Source organism: Arcicella sp. (assembly GCF_964672035.1).
Genome location: NZ_CBABQS010000089.1, coordinates 1 through 16900 on the forward strand (window position 1 = coordinate 1; position 16900 = coordinate 16900).

Annotated in this window: 15 protein-coding genes and 1 pseudogene; 10 read left to right on the forward strand and 6 right to left on the reverse strand. The window is 37.7% G+C overall.

Going from position 1 to position 16900, the window contains the following annotated elements; translation table 11 throughout:
• The 3 genes and pseudogenes from AC1W31_RS17750 to AC1W31_RS17760 form a co-directional block, all read left to right on the forward strand.
• Positions 1-540, forward strand: a pseudogene (locus AC1W31_RS17750) (hypothetical protein); the annotation flags it as partial.
• Between the two features lie 2 nt (positions 541-542).
• The gene (locus tag AC1W31_RS17755) at positions 543-1418 is read left to right on the forward strand and encodes a glycosyltransferase family protein (RefSeq protein ID WP_481735830.1); all 876 of its coding nucleotides are present in this window, start codon (positions 543-545) and stop codon (positions 1416-1418) included.
• A 116-nt stretch (positions 1419-1534) separates the two neighbouring features.
• A complete protein-coding gene (locus tag AC1W31_RS17760; RefSeq protein WP_481735831.1) occupies positions 1535-2005 on the forward strand; it encodes a Uma2 family endonuclease in 471 nt (156 codons plus the stop codon).
• 1 nt (position 2006) lies between these two features.
• On the opposite strand, the gene AC1W31_RS17765 is transcribed toward AC1W31_RS17760, so the two are convergent.
• On the reverse strand, positions 2007-3839 hold the full coding sequence (locus AC1W31_RS17765; protein ID WP_481735832.1) for an ABC transporter ATP-binding protein: 1833 nt from the start codon (positions 3837-3839) through the stop codon (positions 2007-2009).
• A 130-nt stretch (positions 3840-3969) separates the two neighbouring features.
• On the opposite strand from AC1W31_RS17765, the gene AC1W31_RS17770 reads away from it, so the two are divergent.
• From AC1W31_RS17770 to AC1W31_RS17780, 3 genes are all read left to right on the forward strand, one after another.
• Complete coding sequence (locus AC1W31_RS17770) at positions 3970-5124, forward strand: glycosyltransferase family 87 protein (RefSeq protein ID WP_481735833.1); 1155 nt, start codon at positions 3970-3972, stop codon at positions 5122-5124.
• Positions 5121-5840 carry a glycosyltransferase gene (locus AC1W31_RS17775; RefSeq protein WP_481735834.1) on the forward strand — a complete coding sequence of 240 codons (720 nt, stop codon included), beginning with the start codon at positions 5121-5123 and terminating at the stop codon, positions 5838-5840. The genes AC1W31_RS17770 and AC1W31_RS17775 overlap by 4 nt, the downstream gene beginning before the upstream one ends.
• 164 nt (positions 5841-6004) lie before the next feature.
• Positions 6005-6769, forward strand: coding sequence for a polysaccharide deacetylase family protein (locus AC1W31_RS17780; RefSeq protein ID WP_481735835.1), 765 nt, complete (start codon positions 6005-6007; stop codon positions 6767-6769).
• Between the two features lie 4 nt (positions 6770-6773).
• On the opposite strand, the gene AC1W31_RS17785 is transcribed toward AC1W31_RS17780, so the two are convergent.
• Together AC1W31_RS17785 and AC1W31_RS17790 are read right to left on the reverse strand one after the other, a co-directional pair.
• A complete protein-coding gene (locus AC1W31_RS17785; protein WP_481735836.1) occupies positions 6774-7520 on the reverse strand; it encodes a glycosyltransferase family 2 protein in 747 nt (248 codons plus the stop codon).
• A gap of 11 nt (positions 7521-7531) precedes the next feature.
• The gene (locus tag AC1W31_RS17790; protein ID WP_481735837.1) at positions 7532-9856 is read right to left on the reverse strand and encodes an ATP-dependent helicase; all 2325 of its coding nucleotides are present in this window, start codon (positions 9854-9856) and stop codon (positions 7532-7534) included.
• Positions 9857-9937: 81 nt separating this feature from the next.
• On the opposite strand from AC1W31_RS17790, the gene AC1W31_RS17795 reads away from it, so the two are divergent.
• Positions 9938-10270, forward strand: a complete 333-nt coding sequence (locus AC1W31_RS17795) for a DUF6984 family protein (RefSeq protein WP_481735838.1) — start codon at positions 9938-9940, stop codon at positions 10268-10270.
• A gap of 113 nt (positions 10271-10383) precedes the next feature.
• On the opposite strand, the gene AC1W31_RS17800 is transcribed toward AC1W31_RS17795, so the two are convergent.
• Positions 10384-11148 (reverse strand): glucose 1-dehydrogenase, encoded by a 765-nt coding sequence (locus AC1W31_RS17800; RefSeq protein WP_481735839.1) that lies wholly within the window; start codon positions 11146-11148, stop codon positions 10384-10386.
• Positions 11149-11624: 476 nt separating this feature from the next.
• Here AC1W31_RS17800 and AC1W31_RS17805 point away from each other — a divergent pair, with 476 nt between their 5' ends.
• Positions 11625-12611 carry a ribonucleoside-diphosphate reductase small subunit gene (locus AC1W31_RS17805; RefSeq protein ID WP_481735840.1) on the forward strand — a complete coding sequence of 329 codons (987 nt, stop codon included), beginning with the start codon at positions 11625-11627 and terminating at the stop codon, positions 12609-12611.
• A gap of 106 nt (positions 12612-12717) precedes the next feature.
• On the opposite strand, the gene smpB is transcribed toward AC1W31_RS17805, so the two are convergent.
• Both smpB and guaB read right to left on the reverse strand, forming a co-directional pair.
• Positions 12718-13173, reverse strand: a complete 456-nt coding sequence (gene smpB, locus AC1W31_RS17810; protein ID WP_481735841.1) for an SsrA-binding protein SmpB — start codon at positions 13171-13173, stop codon at positions 12718-12720.
• A 131-nt stretch (positions 13174-13304) separates the two neighbouring features.
• Positions 13305-14774 (reverse strand): IMP dehydrogenase, encoded by a 1470-nt coding sequence (guaB, locus tag AC1W31_RS17815; RefSeq protein WP_481735842.1) that lies wholly within the window; start codon positions 14772-14774, stop codon positions 13305-13307.
• Between the two features lie 196 nt (positions 14775-14970).
• Here guaB and AC1W31_RS17820 point away from each other — a divergent pair, with 196 nt between their 5' ends.
• Together AC1W31_RS17820 and AC1W31_RS17825 are read left to right on the forward strand one after the other, a co-directional pair.
• Entirely contained in the window at positions 14971-15870 is a 900-nt protein-coding gene (locus AC1W31_RS17820) for an FAD:protein FMN transferase (protein WP_481735843.1), read from the forward strand.
• Between the two features lie 134 nt (positions 15871-16004).
• A partial coding sequence (locus AC1W31_RS17825; RefSeq protein ID WP_481735844.1) for a formylglycine-generating enzyme family protein occupies positions 16005-16900 on the forward strand: 896 nt, incomplete at its 3' end.

The following is a 16900-nucleotide window of genomic DNA, read 5'->3' on the forward strand; positions in this document are numbered from 1 at the left end:
CCCTTTTTGCCCTTGTTTATCATCTTGGGAGTCATCGGTTTTAGGGATATTTATGAACAAAATTCGGCCAAAAATTGGCTTCGTGGTTTTACCAAATTTGCCATTAGTTGGTTCGTGGTTTTGAATACTGTTTTGCTGTTTTTGCTTTCGGTTACCTACACAAAACGCTCACGGGTCGAGAGTATGAATTATTTACGTGAAAAGGGAGATTTACAAAATTTTCTCATTCAAAATTATGAATCATCACAACCCGAAGCTCCATTTTATCTCCAAAAACACTACGATTATTTCATGGTGGATTCGCACGAAAAAATGGCAGAATTGCCCAAAGAACTGAATTCAGGTAAGAAAATTAAGCCCAATTACATCATTTTGGTAGGAAATACAGATTTAGAAAAACGATTCATTGAAGTAAAAAGTGTTTTCCCAACGATGCAACACGAAATTGATATTGAACCCAGTTTTGTGGATAATTTGGCGTATTTGATGAACCCATCGCACAATCATAATGAGACGTTTTATATTTTTAAGATTAAATAAACATGAAAATATCAGGATTTACCTTTGTCCGCAATGCCATAAAGTTTGATTATCCTATTGTGGAGGCAATTACGTCTATCTTGCCCATTTGTGATGAAATGATTGTTGCCGTTGGAAATTCGGATGATGATACCTTGGAATTGATAAAAAGTATTGATTCTCCCAAAATCAAAATCATCGAAACCGTTTGGGATGATACCTTGCGGGAAGGCGGAAAAGTCTTGGCGGAGGAAACGGATAAGGCATTGGCGGCTGTTTCGCCCGATTCGGATTGGTGTTTTTATGTGCAGGGCGATGAAGTGGTGCACGACCAATATTTATCCACCATTCATCAAGCGATGCAAGATAATTTGTTTGATTTGAACGTGGATGGTTTACTCTTCAAATATCAACACTTTTACGGAACGTATCAGTACGTAGCCGATGCTCATCGTTGGTATCGAAGAGAAATTCGGGTGATTCGGAATACTGGAAAAGTAACTTCCTATAAAGATGCCCAAGGATTCCGAACGACTGATAATCAGAAACTTAGCGTAAAAATGATTGATGCGTACATTTATCATTACGGTTGGGTGAAACCGCCCGAAATTCAACGAGAGAAGATGAAAAGTTCCATTAAATTTTGGGCAAATGAAGAGAAAGTGGATGCCTTAAAACCGCAATTAGACAATTTTGATTATTCAGAAATTGATTCTTTGACAAATTTCAAGGGCACGCATCCCGCAGTCATGCAAGCCCGTATTGCCCGTGTGAATTGGCAATTTAATTTTAACATCAAAGAAAAAAAGACTTCCTTAAAAACCCGATTCAGAAACTGGGTTGAAAAGCTAACGGGTTGGCGGATAGGGGAATATCGTAATTATCGGTTAATTAAATAGTGATTGTTGCAATTTTGAGTTAAGGTTATATAAGCATAAATTTTACAAAATAACTTTGTGTGAGAAGCCGTAAATTCAGCAAGTTAAAGTATATTTGGTAAAACAATAAAATTATTATGGAAGCAACCGTTTTAGAAATAGAAGACTTTCAGTCAGAAGATATTATGTCAATTAACCACTCTCAGCTATCTTGTAATCTTATTATCGCTTTAGCAAAATATCGAAAACAGTACAGCATTATGCCAGAACTTGAATTCGAGCTTTCGTATGGACGTGTAAAACCTGATATTTCAATTTGTAATTCCATAAAGATAGACTGGATTCATGATGTCATTAGAACTTTTGAAACTCCACTAACAGCAATTGAAATCCTCTCTCCCAAACAAGCGTTTAATGATATAACTGATAAAGTTTACGATATTTATTTCCCTTCGGGCGTAAAATCTTGTTGGATAATTATTCCTGTACTAAAAACCGTTCATGTATTGACTCCTGATGGAAAACAACAGATTTTTCAAAGAAATGAAATAGTAATAGATGAAAGTACTAAGGTGGAATTATCGGTAGAAGATATTTTTGCCGAATAATTTACTCCTGCATACTATTCAATTTTCGATAAAATCCATTTTCATTTTGCAATAATTCGTCGTGTGTTCCTCGCTCCACAATTTTTCCCTTATTGATGACCAAAATCTCGTCAGCGTGTTGAATTGTGCTTAACCGGTGGGCAATTACTAAGGTTGTACGGTTTTGCATCAGGTGCGTCAGGGCTTCTTGAACCAACTTTTCTGACTCCGTATCCAAGGCAGAAGTGGCTTCATCCAAAATCAAAATTGGGGGATTTTTCAATACCGCACGGGCAATGCTTAAACGTTGGCGTTGTCCACCCGAAAGTCGTCCGCCACGGTCGCCAATTAAAGTTTCATAACCCTCCTGCAATTGACTTACAAAAGTGTGCGCATTGGCGACTTTTGCTGCTTCAATTACTTGGTTTTCAGTAGCTTGTGAGCCAAAAGTGATGTTGTTGAAAACGGTATCATTAAATAAAATCGACTCCTGCGTAACGATGCCAATTTGTTTGGTTAATGCCTGAATTTTTAGGTATTTTATGTCCACACCATCCACCAAAATTTGTCCTTCCGAAGGGTCATAAAACCTTGGAACCAAGTCAGCAATGGTAGATTTTCCACCGCCCGAGGTTCCTACCAAGGCAATGGTTTTGCCTTTCTGTATTTTGAACGAAATATTATCTAAAACCTTCCTGCCCGTTTCATACGAAAAACTCACATTTCTGAACTCAATTTCTTGGTTGAAGTCTTGAATTTCAATGGCATCGGGAGCATCTTGAATGGCAGGAACGGTATCAATTAATTTCAAAATACGTTCGGATGAAGCAATGCCTCTTTGCACCGTACTGAAAGCATCAGAAATGGATTTTGCGGGTCGCATTACCTGCGAAAATAAGATGATAAAAGCAATAAAACTGGAAGCAGTCAAACTATTATCGCCCGCAATGACCAACGAACCACCGTACAACAAAATCCCCGCTACAACGGAAACACCCATGGCTTCAGAAAGCGGAGAGGTCATTTCTTGGCGATAAACCATGCGTAAAACGGCCGCTTTATAACTGTAATTTTCTTTTCTAAATTTTTCGGAAACGACCTTCTCAGCATTAAATCCTTTCACGATTCTCATGCCCCCAAAAACTTCATCCAATGTACTCACCATCGAACTTTGCATGGCTTGTACATCACGGGCAGCACGGCGAAGTTTACGACTAATCAAGGCAATAATTCCGCTGGAAAGGGGTAAAATAATGAGTGAAAATAGCGTCAATTTTACCGACATATTAAACAGCGTGATAAAATACATCACCAAGGTAAAAACTTCTTTGATAGCGGCCGTAAATGCTCGTCCGATAGAATTTTCAACTTCCTGCACATCCGTCGTGAGATGCGCCATCAAATTTCCTTTTCGTTCGTTATTAAAAAAACCAAAATGGAGCTTCATCGTTTTCTCAAAAACTGCCTGACGTAAAGAGGCAATCGTCTGAGCTTCAACGGTTTTAAGAATTCTTTGGGATAAATATCTGAAAATATTTGCCAAAATTACGGACACAACGATAGCGCCACAGGCAAATTTCAAAGCTCCCAATCTGCCATAAAGACTAATGACCTGATAAAAGTAATGATAGAAAGTATATTTGAAATAATTGATGCTAAATGAAAAAGACATTTGTTCGCTATATTCTTGTAAATCAGCGGGTTTCAAGTCTTTGAAGATAATATCCAACAGTGGTGCAAGGAGCGTAAAGTTCAGAATTCCGAACAAACTGGCGAGTAATGAAAGGATGAAATACGGAAAAGCAAATTGCTTGATTGAATCAGCGTATTTGAGTATGCGAATATATGTTTTCAAGAGTTGTTTTCTATGTAACGATTAATAAAGAGCGCAAATTTAATGAAAAATACGGTACAGACTTTGAGTTAATTTATCGTCAATCAAAAGATAAGCCGTAATTTTATGTTTTTAAACTCCTTAATTAGATATGAATTCATTTTGGCAGAAGACAAAGCTATTTTTTTCTCGTGAAAAAGTAATCTTGGGTGTGTATATTTTGGCAGGTTTTGCCATTGCCTTACAGCATTATTTGCACGAAAGTTTTAATAATTACAAAATTTTCAGGGCTTCAACCGCTCATCTGCTGAATCGTCAAAATCTGCATTTGGAATATCCCAAAGAGTATTTTGATTTATTCCTTTATCACCCCACTTTCGCCGTACTTTTTGCCCCTTTCTCATGGATACCGATGTGGGCAGGAATGTGTGTATGGAACGTATTTTCAGCCTTAGTTGTCTTTTACGCCATCAAAGCTTTACCCATTTCTTACAAACAAAAAACCTTCGTTTGGTGGTTCATTTTTGTGGAATTAATGACTGCTTTGCACAATTTACAGACCAATCCTTTGATTGCCGCCTTGATTGTGTGGACTTTTGTAAATTTAGAAAATGGCAAAACAATTTCAACGGGATTTGTTTCCTCATTAGGATTTTTTATTAAAGGTTACGGCGGAATTTCAGCCGTTTTATTGCCTTTTTATCGCAAAGATTTCTTCAAAAATGTATTCGTCTATATCCTATTTTTTGGGTTTTTAGCGATTTTACCCGCTTTTGTGGTCGGTTTCGACCAATTGCCAAGACTTTACCAAGAATGGCTAACGCTTTTGGAAGAAGACCATAAAGTGAATTACGGCGTGTCGGTCATTGGCTTGATTTGCACTTTAATTACCACTTCAATTCCTGTTATTTATATCCAATTATTTGGCTTGATTTGCTTAGGAATTTTTGTTGCTTTTTGTTTCTTTCTCGTTAAAAATCAGTCACTTACCTTACGGTTGTCGGTGATGTCTTATATCATGATGTGGGTAATTTTATTCAATCATGCGGCTGAATCTAACACACACATTATTTCGGTGGTGGGCGTTGCTTTTTGGTATTTAATTAGTCCAAAAAATAGGCTCACAGAAGGATTAATCATTTTTGTATTTGTCCTCACGATTTTGTCGCCAACGGATTTATTTCCGAAATTTATTCGTAATAATTACGTAATTCCATACAATTTGAAAGCCTTGCCAGTGTTATTGGTGTGGTTGCACTTACAATATTTAGTTTTCACGCAAAAATATCAACCACTCACTCCATGAACAAAACCATTGACATCGTGTTGCCGTGTTATAATCCTGAGGAGCAAACTTGGCACGTTGATATTAAGAAAAATATCATGGTTTTGGAATCTTTATTTCCCGAATTGACTTTCTACGTTACCTTGATAAATGACGGGTCAGTAAGAAATATTTTAGCGGAAAATATCACGTATCTCAAAGAGCAATTGCCTGATTTTCAATATATTACTTACGATGAAAATCAAGGAAAAGGTTACGCACTAAGGGAAGGGATTAAACTCGCAACCCATGATTTTGTGGTTTATACAGATGTTGATTTTCCGTTTGAATTATCGTGTATGCAGGCCATGATTGATAAATTATTGTTAGGAAAAGACATCGTTTTGGGGGAAAGACAGTTTTCATATTCCAATCATTTGAGACGTTATCGCAAGATTTTATCATCGGGTTCACACGTTTTTAATACGCTGTTTTTAAATTTGCCATTTCCCGATACGCAAGGTGGACTAAAAGGGTTTAATCAGAAGGGGAGAGTAGTATTTTTAAAAACCATCATAAATCGTTATCTGTTTGATACTGAGTTTATTCTGAGGGCTTGTAAGCAAAATGATTTAGTAATTTCAACCGTTCCACTTACTTTGCGTGAAGGCGTAATTCTTTCACAAATGGGCTTGAAAGTAATCAAAAAAGAGTTCGGGAATATTATGAGATTACTAAAAATTCGCTTCTTCGAGTAAATAAATTATGGAACGCAGATGACGCAGATGCCTTCGGCAACGCAGATTTACGCAGATAAAAATAAGGCTTTTAATTTTAGAAATGTTTTACTTTTTTTGTGAAAATCTGCGAAAATCTGCGTTGCGAAGCATCTGCGTTATCTGCGTGCCAACATTTTTAACACATGAACAATATATTTTTAACCTTCGATTTAGAAGAATTTGATATACCCGAAGAATTTGGGCAAACGGTCGATTTCCAAACCAAAATGCGAATGTCTTACGAAGGCATGGAAAAAGTGTTGGCTTTATTCAGAAAATATCACGTAAAAACCACCATCTTTTGTACTGCTTGTTACGCCGAAAATAATGTAGAACAAATCAAAAGAATTGTTGCGGAAGGACATGAAATTGCTTCGCACGGCTATTATCATTCAAATTTTGAAGTCGGTGATTTGTTGAAATCCAGAGAGAAATTGATGGAAATTAGTGGACAAAAAGTGCTTGGTTTTCGGATGCCCAGATTGCAACCCGTAAGTTATTCAGCATTGCAAAGTGCTGGTTATCAGTACGATTCGTCCATGAATCCCACTTTTTTGCCAGGGCGATACAATCATTTAGATAAACCTCGCACCGTTTATAAATTACCAGAAACTACCATTTTACCAACGTCCGTTACCCCCTTCGGAAGAATTCCATTATTTTGGTTAGGCTTTAAAAATTATCCCGAATGGTATTTTCAATTTGCGGCAAAAAGATGTTTGAAAAAGGACGGCTATTTGAGTTTATATTTCCACCCGTGGGAGTTCTGCGATTTGAGTCCTTATCAATTACCAACATACGTGAAAAGAGTAGATAATGATAAATTGTTGGCACGATTAGAAAACTTGATTTTAGCCTTACAAAGTCCTGAAAATCAGTTTACTGCGATTAATTCTTGGTTACTTTAAGGAATTATTTCTGTGTATTCATTTCCCTCAACTTCGCATACTTCACCACAGGAGTCATTGCCGTCAATAATGCCCACATAAAGCCAGCGTAACCATCTAAGCAAGAGCCTTTTAGCAAATAAATTTTCAAGAAAGTGGTAGGAAATCGAGAGATTGTTTTGAAGGTTGAAGCCGTCTTTCCACGTTCTGCCAAAGTCTTTGCCCCGAACGAAGTATATTTATTGAATTTATTGAAATAATCAGTCAAATCACGGTAGCTATCGTGGAGAATTTGCTGTTTTAAAGTCCCTATTTTGCCATTCACTTCCACACTTTCATGCACGTATTCAGCATTCCAATTACTGTATTTTCGATTAAAAAGTCTTAACGTCAAACGTTTATATTCACCGCTAAATCGCAATAATTTCCCTAAAAATATTAGCGAGCGAGGAATCTTAAAACCATGGTAATCAGTTATTGAAAGGTCTAAATTTTGAATTTCCTGTTGTAATTCAGGCGTTAAAATTTCATCATCATCCAAAGACAAAATCCAATCATTAGAGGCTTGTTCAGTGGCAAAATTCTTCTGAGAACCATACCCATCAAAAGCCCGAAATACGATTTTAGCCTTGAATTGTCGAGCGATTTCTAAAGTCCCATCCGTACTTCCAGAATCCACCAAAACGATTTCATCCGCCCAAGAAACTGCTTCTAAAACTGGTTTAAGGGTCTTTTCCGAATTTAGGGTTATTAGGGTTATGGTTATTTTCATTTTTTTATCCATTATAATATCCTCAACTTAGCAAAACTCAACAACAACGTCTTCTCCCCAATCGTCCCTTCAAACTGAATGGTTGCTTTGCGGTCGGTACCGTTTACATCAATCTTTTTAACTTTCCCAAAACCAAATTTCAGGTGTTCAACGCTATCATTTTCGGCTAAATTTTTAGTATCACTTGGCGTAAAATCGGTAGAAGGTTTGTACGTATTTCCAATCACCGCTGGGCGTGTTACGGATGGTCGTTGAATCAAAATATTCGTTGGCGTTGCTTTGTCACTCGTGCCAAAATCAGGCATTTTTTGCTCTTTACTCGACATTCTCACAAAACCTTGCGGTAAACGATGCGTTTCTTCCACGGCACGGCGAATATTTTTGGCAAATTGCAAATATTTAGGGTCGATTTCATCCAAAAAACGGCTCGGTTCGCAGGGTTTCAAGCGTCCCCATTGGTATCTTGTCTCGGCATAAGACATCACTAATTTCTTCTCCGCACGGGTTACTGCTACGTAAAAAAGACGACGTTCTTCTTCCAAATCTGCCCGACTTTGAAGCATCATTTGACTTGGAAAAAGGTCTTCTTCCATCCCCACTACATACACATGATTAAACTCCAAACCCTTTGCCCCATGAATAGTCATCATCGTTACTCGGTCGTTGTCGCCATCGGGGTCGTCTTGGTCGGCGGTTGTCATCAAAGATACCGATTGCAGGAAAGTATTGAGGTTTTTGTCCTCTACACCTTCATCTGGATTATCCACAAATTCCTTGATGGAGTTCAATAATCCTTGCACGTTTTCGTATCTCGAAAGCCCTTCAACGGTTTTGTCTTCGTGCAATTCTTTCAATAAACCCGACGATTTGGCAATGTGCGAAGCCACTTCATACGCATCTTTTTTGCCCGATTCAACCATGATTTTGAACGACTTAATCAAGTCTGCAAAACCATCAATTGCCTCAGACATTCTTCCAGTTTGGTACTGTTTAATGTTGGAAATTACTTCCCAAATCGAAATCTGTTGTTCGTTAGCGGTGATGGCAATTTTGGCGATGGTCGTGTCGCCAATTCCTCGTTTTGGGAGGTTGATAATGCGTTTAAAAGCCTCTTCGTCATTTTGATTGATGGTATATCTAAAATACGCCAATAAATCCTTAATCTCACGACGTTGGTAGAAAGATGTTCCGCCAATTATTCGGTATTTAATGTTCAGTTTTCGTAACGATTCCTCAAAAGTTCTGGACTGAGCATTGGTACGGTAAAGTATTGCAAAATCTGTATTCCGAAGTCCATGAGCCATTTTTGACTCAAAAATATGCGTCGAAATCAGTCTTCCTTCCTCATTATCCGAACTTGCTTTTATTAATTCAATCAACGAACCTTCTTCATTTTCCGTAAAAACAGTTTTCTGTAATTGGTTCTTATTCTTGGCAATAATTGAGTTGGCCGCTTCCACAATATTTTGTGTAGAACGATAATTTTGCTCCAACTTAATGGTGGTCATCGTTGGATAGTCTTTTCCTAAATTCAAAATATTATCAATGCTTGCTCCACGGAATGCGTAGATAGATTGTGCATCATCGCCCACGACACAAAGATTCTGCGAAATATCGGATAACTTCTTGACAATCAGGTACTGAGAGACGTTTGTATCCTGAAACTCATCCACCATAACGTACTTAAACTTGCGTTGATATTTATCCAAAACCGCAGGATGGTCACGAAAAAGAATGTTGGTATTGAACAACAAATCATCAAAATCCATCGCATTGGCTTGGAAGCAACGGAGGGCATAAATCTTGTAGAGTTTACCCATTTCTGGCAATTTTGCCGCCGTATCATCCGCTGAAATTATTGGATTATTTACGTATTCATCGGGGCCAATTAAACGGTTTTTTGCGCCCGAAATACGGTTAAAAACCACGTTAGCTTTATAAACTTTATCGTCCAAACCACGCTCTTTAACAATGCTTCGGATGAGAGATTTTGAATCGTCGGTATCATAAATGGAGAAGTCGGAAGTATAACCCAAATGTTTTCCATCGAAACGAAGTATTTTGGCAAAAACGGAGTGAAAAGTTCCCATCCAGAGATTTTTGGCATCATTTCCAATAATTTTCTCAACCCGTTGACGCATTTCTCCCGCAGCTTTATTGGTAAAAGTTAGCAATAAAATTTGGAATGGGTCAATGCCTTTTTCGATAAGATATGCCGTGCGATAGGTTAGCACACGTGTTTTGCCCGAACCCGCCCCAGCAATAATCATCAGTGGCCCGTTGATATGTTGTACCGCCTCTTGTTGCGGTTGATTTAATCCTTCTAAGTAATTCATTTATTAAAAAGCTGTGAGCATTGCGCTACAAGCTGTGAGTTTTTGATAGTATATTTACAAAATTACAAAAAGTAACACAAAATGAGTCAAACCAGAAAAATAAGAGAAAACGAAAAGGAGTTAATTGTCTTTTTATTAGAAAACCTCAACCTAAGCGTAAGTGATTATCCCATCGATGAAGATGTTTTTGAATATGAAGATGGGAAAATGGGAAGCATCAGTTTGAATAACGACCCAGATGCCTATGCAGGAGATTTGATACAAGTAGAATATGTTGATACCGACAACACGCTCGTGATGATTACGCTTACGCACGATACTGAAGGGCAATTATTGGATTTAGATTTCTGGAAAACCGATTTCTCAAAACTACTAAAATACCCAGAAGTAAGCGAAATTACGCTAAAACATTAGACCAAGGATTTTACGGATGTTACAGATTTACACAGATAAATTTTAAAAAATCCGTGTAAATCTGTTTTATCCGTAAAATCCGTGGTCTAATCATTACCTCGAAAGAAGCAAATTTATCCTGCCATGATTCCACCATCAATTGGTAAGGCGTGACCCGTAATAAATGAGGCGGCATCTGAGCATAACCAAACGATTGCTTCGGCAATTTCTTCGGGTTGGCCAAAGCGTTTCATCGGAATTGAGGCTTCTAATTTATCCTTCATATCCTCGCCAATTACATCAAACATATCAGTAACCAGAGGCGTAATGGTGAACACTGGACAAGCAGCGTTTACTCGAATGTTCTTTTTTGCATACTCTAAACCCGCCGATTTTGTCATGCCCACCACGGCGTGTTTGCTGGCAGCGTAAGCAATATTTTTGGGAAAGCCAGACAAGCCAGCAATGGATGAAACATTGACAATTGCGCCCGAGCCTTGTTGTAACATTACATTCAATTCCGCTCGCATACACATAAATACGCCCGTGGTATTGACCGCCATTACTTTCTCAAAATTATCGGTTGGATATTTATTTGTACTCGTCCACATACCGCCAATTCCAGCATTATTTATTCCACAATCCAATCGCCCATAAGTTTCTACTGTCTTGAAAATCAGGTTATTAACGGATTCTTCGTTGACCACATTACATTCAATAAAAGTAGCTTCTCCGCCCTTGTCTTGAATCATTTTTACGGTTTCAAGTCCACCTTCCACGGCCACATCCGAAACCACTATTTTTGCTCCACGTGCTGCAAATAACAGCGCTGTTGCCCTACCCAAACCCGATGCTGCTCCCGTAACCATGGCAACTTTACCCGTAAAATCCTGTGTCATTTTGTTTAATTTATTGAGAAAAATCTTGTTCTTGAATGTAAAGTTGAATTTAAGTATTTTATTTTGTTAATCTATCAAGAATACACAAGTTTCATTAGTTATTACCCAAATAGATTTCTAAATTTGAGAATAAATCTTCAAAAACATAAAACAATTTACTTCACTATTTTGTAAGATATTTTGTAAATCATAACACTCCACTAAATAGTACTGATAAAATAATTTTCCATTAAGATTCATTCGTCAGGAAAATCAAGTTTTTATCAAATATCCAAATTAATCACGTTCTAATAAAGGCAGATTTGTTATCAAATTTGTAATTTTGTTTCCATATTTAAAGTAACTATAATTTAAAATCATTAGTTTTTTCTGATAATCGCCAATATGTATCACGATTTTCTAAAATCGTATGTCTATTACAAAAGCCTTGCTTTTTTCAACCCAATATCAGTTCAGAACTATAATCCTTCCGAAAAATGAGTAATATTCAACAACAAGTAGAACCCCTTTTAGTCGAAGACCCAAATCGCTTCGTGCTGTTTCCGATTAAGCACAATGACATTTGGCAATTTTATAAAAAAGCCGAAGCTTCATTTTGGACAGCCGAGGAAATCGACCTTTCGCAAGATACTAACGACTGGGAAAATCGTTTGAATGATGGTGAAAGACACTTTATTTCGCACGTATTAGCCTTTTTTGCTGCTTCTGATGGTATCGTAAATGAAAATTTAGCGGTTAATTTTCTTTCAGAAGTACAATATGCCGAAGCAAAATGTTTCTACGGCTTTCAGATTATGATGGAAAATATTCACTCAGAAACCTATTCGTTACTGATTGATACGTACATCAAAAATCCAACCGAAAAAGATAAAATGTTGCGTGCGGTTGATACGATTCCGTGTGTGAAAAAGAAAGCAGATTGGGCTTTGCGTTGGATTAATGACGGTAATTTTGCGGAGCGTTTAATTGCTTTTGCCGCTGTTGAAGGTATATTCTTTTCAGGTTCTTTCTGTTCAATTTTCTGGTTGAAAAAACGTGGTTTGATGCCAGGACTTGCATTTTCAAATGAATTGATTTCGAGAGACGAAGGCTTGCACTGCGATTTTGCTTGTCTTTTGTATACCGACCATATCAAAAATCAATTAAATCCAGAAGATATTTATACCATCATCTTGGACGCAGTTTCTATCGAAAAAGAATTTGTAACGGATGCTTTGCCTGTTTCTTTAATCGGAATGAATGCGGAGTTGATGTGTGAATACATCGAATTTGTTGCCGACCGTTTGTTGGTAGCTTTGGGTTTAGAAAAGCAATTTAATGCTCAAAATCCTTTCGATTTTATGGAAATGATTTCGTTGCAAGGTAAAACTAATTTCTTCGAGAAACGGGTGGCAGAATACCAAAAATCAGGTGTGATGTCAGAGAAAGAATCAATGTCGTTCTCTTTGGATGAAGATTTTTAAAATACTTTTTGCTATGCAGAATAAAGTTAGACCACGGATTCTACAGATTTACACGGATTTTTTAATTATAATCTGTGTAAATCTGTAGAATCCGTGGTCTAATACTTTATTCCCTTTCCATACTTCGTTTCACATCTTTTTCTTTGATAGAATCCCGTTTATCGTAGAGTTTTTTGCCTTTTGCTAAAGCGATTTCTACCTTGGCAAAACCTCGGTCAGAAATATACATACGAGTAGGAATTATTGTTAGACCCACGTCCTTCAAACTATTTTGGAGTTTGCGTAATTCACGTTTGGTTAATAATAATTTTCTATCTTGCAAAGGGTCATGGTTGTAATGTGTTCCTTCATTATATTTAGAAATATTCATTTGGCGGATATACAATCCTTCCCCCAGAAACAAGCAATAAGCATCCGTCAAGTTGATTTTTCCTTGACGAATAGACTTAATTTCCGTTCCCATCAGCATAATTCCTGCCGTATATTTTTCCAAGAAAGCATATTCGAAAGATGCCCTCCGATTCTTGATTTCTACGTTTTTTTCTATTTTATCCTTTGCCATTGTTTTAGGGATTGGGTAATTGGGGATTAGGTAATTAGCTTAGGGGGTTGAAAGTCCATTCTCAATTTTAAGTTACCAAAATCGAAAATGTTTTACTAATCCCTAATTACCCAATCCCTAATCCCCAAAATCTATTTAGAGCTATAATTTGGTGCTTCCTTAGAAATAGAAATATCGTGTGGATGGCTTTCTTTTACTCCAGCTGAGGTAATTTTTACGAATTGAGCTTCTTTCAACGCATCAATCGAACCCGCTCCACAATAGCCCATTCCTGCTTTCAAACCACCTACCATTTGGTAAATAATTTCCGTAACCGAACCTTTGAATGGTACTCGTCCAACGATTCCTTCGGGTACTAATTTCTTAATATCATCTTCAGCATCTTGGAAATAACGGTCTTTTGAACCATCTTCCATTGCTTCAACTGAACCCATACCACGATATGACTTGAATTTACGTCCTTCAAATAATACAACTTCACCTGGAGCTTCGTCGGTTCCTGCTAACATCGAACCAACCATGATAGAACTTGCACCGCCCGCAATTGCTTTCACGATATCACCGGAAAAACGAATACCACCATCCGCAATAATTGGAACATCTAAGTCTTTTACCGCTTTGGCAGCTTCATAAACGGCTGATAATTGGGGCATTCCAACGCCCGCAATAATACGAGTTGTACAAATACTGCCTGGCCCAACACCTACTTTAATGGCATCGGCTCCAGCTTCAGCCAAGGCTCTTGCACCCGCACCCGTGGCCACATTTCCACATATTACTTCAAGGTTTGGATAGGCCTTTTTTACTGATTTCAAGGCTTCAATTACCCCTTTTGAATGTCCGTGAGCAGTATCAATACTGACCACATCTACGCCTACATTTACGAGTGCTGCCACACGGTCGAGTAAATCGGGCGTTACGCCAACTGCCGCACCTACACGCAAGCGTCCTAATGGGTCTTTGCAAGCATTTGGATGACTTTTACGCTTGATAATATCTTTATAAGTTACCAATCCGATGAGTTTATATTCTTCATCAACGATGGGCAATTTTTCAATCTTATATTCCTGTAAAATAACTTCTGCATCATCCAAGGATGTTCCTTTTTTGGCAGTAATCATTTTCTCAGTTGTCATTACTTCTGTTACTGGACGAGACATATCTCGTTGAAAACGTAAATCACGATTGGTTAAAATACCCACTAATTTTCCAGTATTATTGATGATAGGAATACCGCCAATTTTGGATTCTCGCATAATTTTTTGAGCGTCTCCAATATTTTTATCTTCCGTTAAAGTAATGGGGTCTATAATCATTCCAGACTCCGAACGCTTCACTTTTCTGACCTGTTCTGCTTGTTGGGCAATGGTCATATTTTTGTGAATAATGCCGATTCCACCATTTTGAGCCATCGCAATAGCCAATTCAGCTTCCGTAACAGTATCCATCGCAGCGGAAAGAATCGGAATGTTGAGCGTAATGTTTTTGGTAAGTCTGGTAGTGGTCGTAACTTCACGTGGAAGGACTTCTGAATAAGCAGGTAGTAGAAGCACATCGTCATACGTGAGGGCTTCAAAAAGGAACTTTGATGAGTCTAACATGGCAAATATCGTTGATATTGTTATTTGCAAGTCAAAGTTACTATGAAATTTGTACTTTTAAAAGATTTTGTCCATAATTGTTATTAAAACCTTGTGAAATTCTGATAATATGCGTGTAATAATTCTATCTTACTTTTTAGTTTTAGGTAATTTTTGTCTCTCTCAATCAAAAAAATACACCTTCTCTCAACCAAAAATGGGTTCGCCTTTGAACATCACTTTATACACCGATGATTCCATAAAAGTCAACCAAATCGCCACAGAAGCCTACAAAATTGCTGATTCTTTGAATTTAATTTACAGTGATTATCTGGAAAACAGCGAATTAAATCTATTAAGCAAAAAATCTGGCACTAATACCTTTACGAAAGTTTCACCCGCATTGTGGGATATTTTGAATTTGTCCATAAAGGCATCAAAACAAAGTGAAGGTGCGTATGATATTACCGTTGGAAGCATCGTGAAATTATGGCGAAAAGTACGGAAAGAGAAGGTTTTGCCAGAGGGAAATATTTTGAAAAATATGCTTAAAAGTGTTGGTTATCAATATATTATTTTAGATTCAATAACTCATTCGGTTAAACTTCTTAGCGCCAATACGCAATTAGATTTAGGCGGAATTGCCAAAGGTTATGTGGCTCAAGTGATTGTTGATTATTGCAAAAATAAAGGCATTGAAAAAGTTTTGGTGGATGCGGGCGGAGATTTGGCAATGACTGGTATAAACTGGCGAATTGGCGTTAATATTCCCGATTCCGAAGAATTGATGGAGCGATATTTAATACTACAAAACCAAGCCGTTGCTACTTCTGGAAATATGTATCAATATGTGGAAATTAACGGCAAAAAATACTCGCATATTGTCAATCCGCAGACGGGATTGGGCTTAACGCACCAACGCAATGTAACCGTAATTGCCCCTAATGGTGCAACCGCTGATTGGCTCGCAACGGCGTGCAGTGTGTTATCTGTAAAAAGAGCTCTTCGTTTGATAAAATCCATGCCAAATTGTGAATTATTGATGGCAGAAGTGCAGAAAGGAAAATTGAAAATGTGGCAATCGGAAGGATTTGAGGGGAATTTAGAGAAAAAATGAATCAGTTAATTATTCTGTTCTCATAATTACGATTAGCTCGATTTACGATTCAAAACCACAATCGTAAATCGAATTAATCGTAAATTGTAATTAATCTTTTTGTACTTTTGAATTCTTAAATTTTCACCAACACCATGAAAAAAACATTTTTCCTCTTTTCCCTTTTTATCAATCAAATCGCTATTTCACAGGATTTTAAGGTTTACGAACAAGTTATTCCTAACACAACCGTAAAGTTTAAAATGATGCCCATTCCTGCGGGAGAGTTTACGTTGGGAAGTCCCGAAACCGAAAAAGGTCATGAAGCCGATGAAAGTCCGCAAGTAAAAGTAAAAATGGAAGCCTTTTGGATGGAATCAACCGAAGTGACTTACGATGAATACCAATTATTTTTTGAAGAAGAACGTGATCCCGAACCCAAACCCGATGCCATCACTCGACCGAGTCCACCGTACATAGATTTTACGTTGGGCATGGGAAAAGTAGGCGGATTTCCTGCCAATTCCATGCAACAATACGCCGCTTTGATGTACTGCAAATGGTTGTATTATAAAACGGGTTTTTTCTACCGATTACCCACCGAAGCAGAATGGGAATACGCTTGTAGAGCAGGCAGTAAAAGCAGATTCTTTTTTGGCGAAAACCCCGTTGAATTAAATAATTACGCATGGTTTAAGACTAATTCAGAAGAAAAATATCATCACGTGGCGGAGAAAAAACCAAATGCTTGGGGCTTGTACGATATGTTGGGAAATGTGGCAGAATGGACAATTGACCAATACGATGCGGAATTTTACAAGCGCATTTCGGAAGGAAAAACGAATCCGTATAATGTAAAAGTAAAGCGTTATCCAAGTACGGTAAAAGGTGGAAATTACCAAAGCGAAGAAAACGAATTACGCAGTGCCGACCGCCTAAAATCTGACCTAATCTGGAACCGCCGTGACCCACAAATTCCAAAAAGTAAATGGTGGAATGCCGATTCTCCATTTGTGGGTTTTAGAGTAATTCGCCCTGTGAAACAACCTAC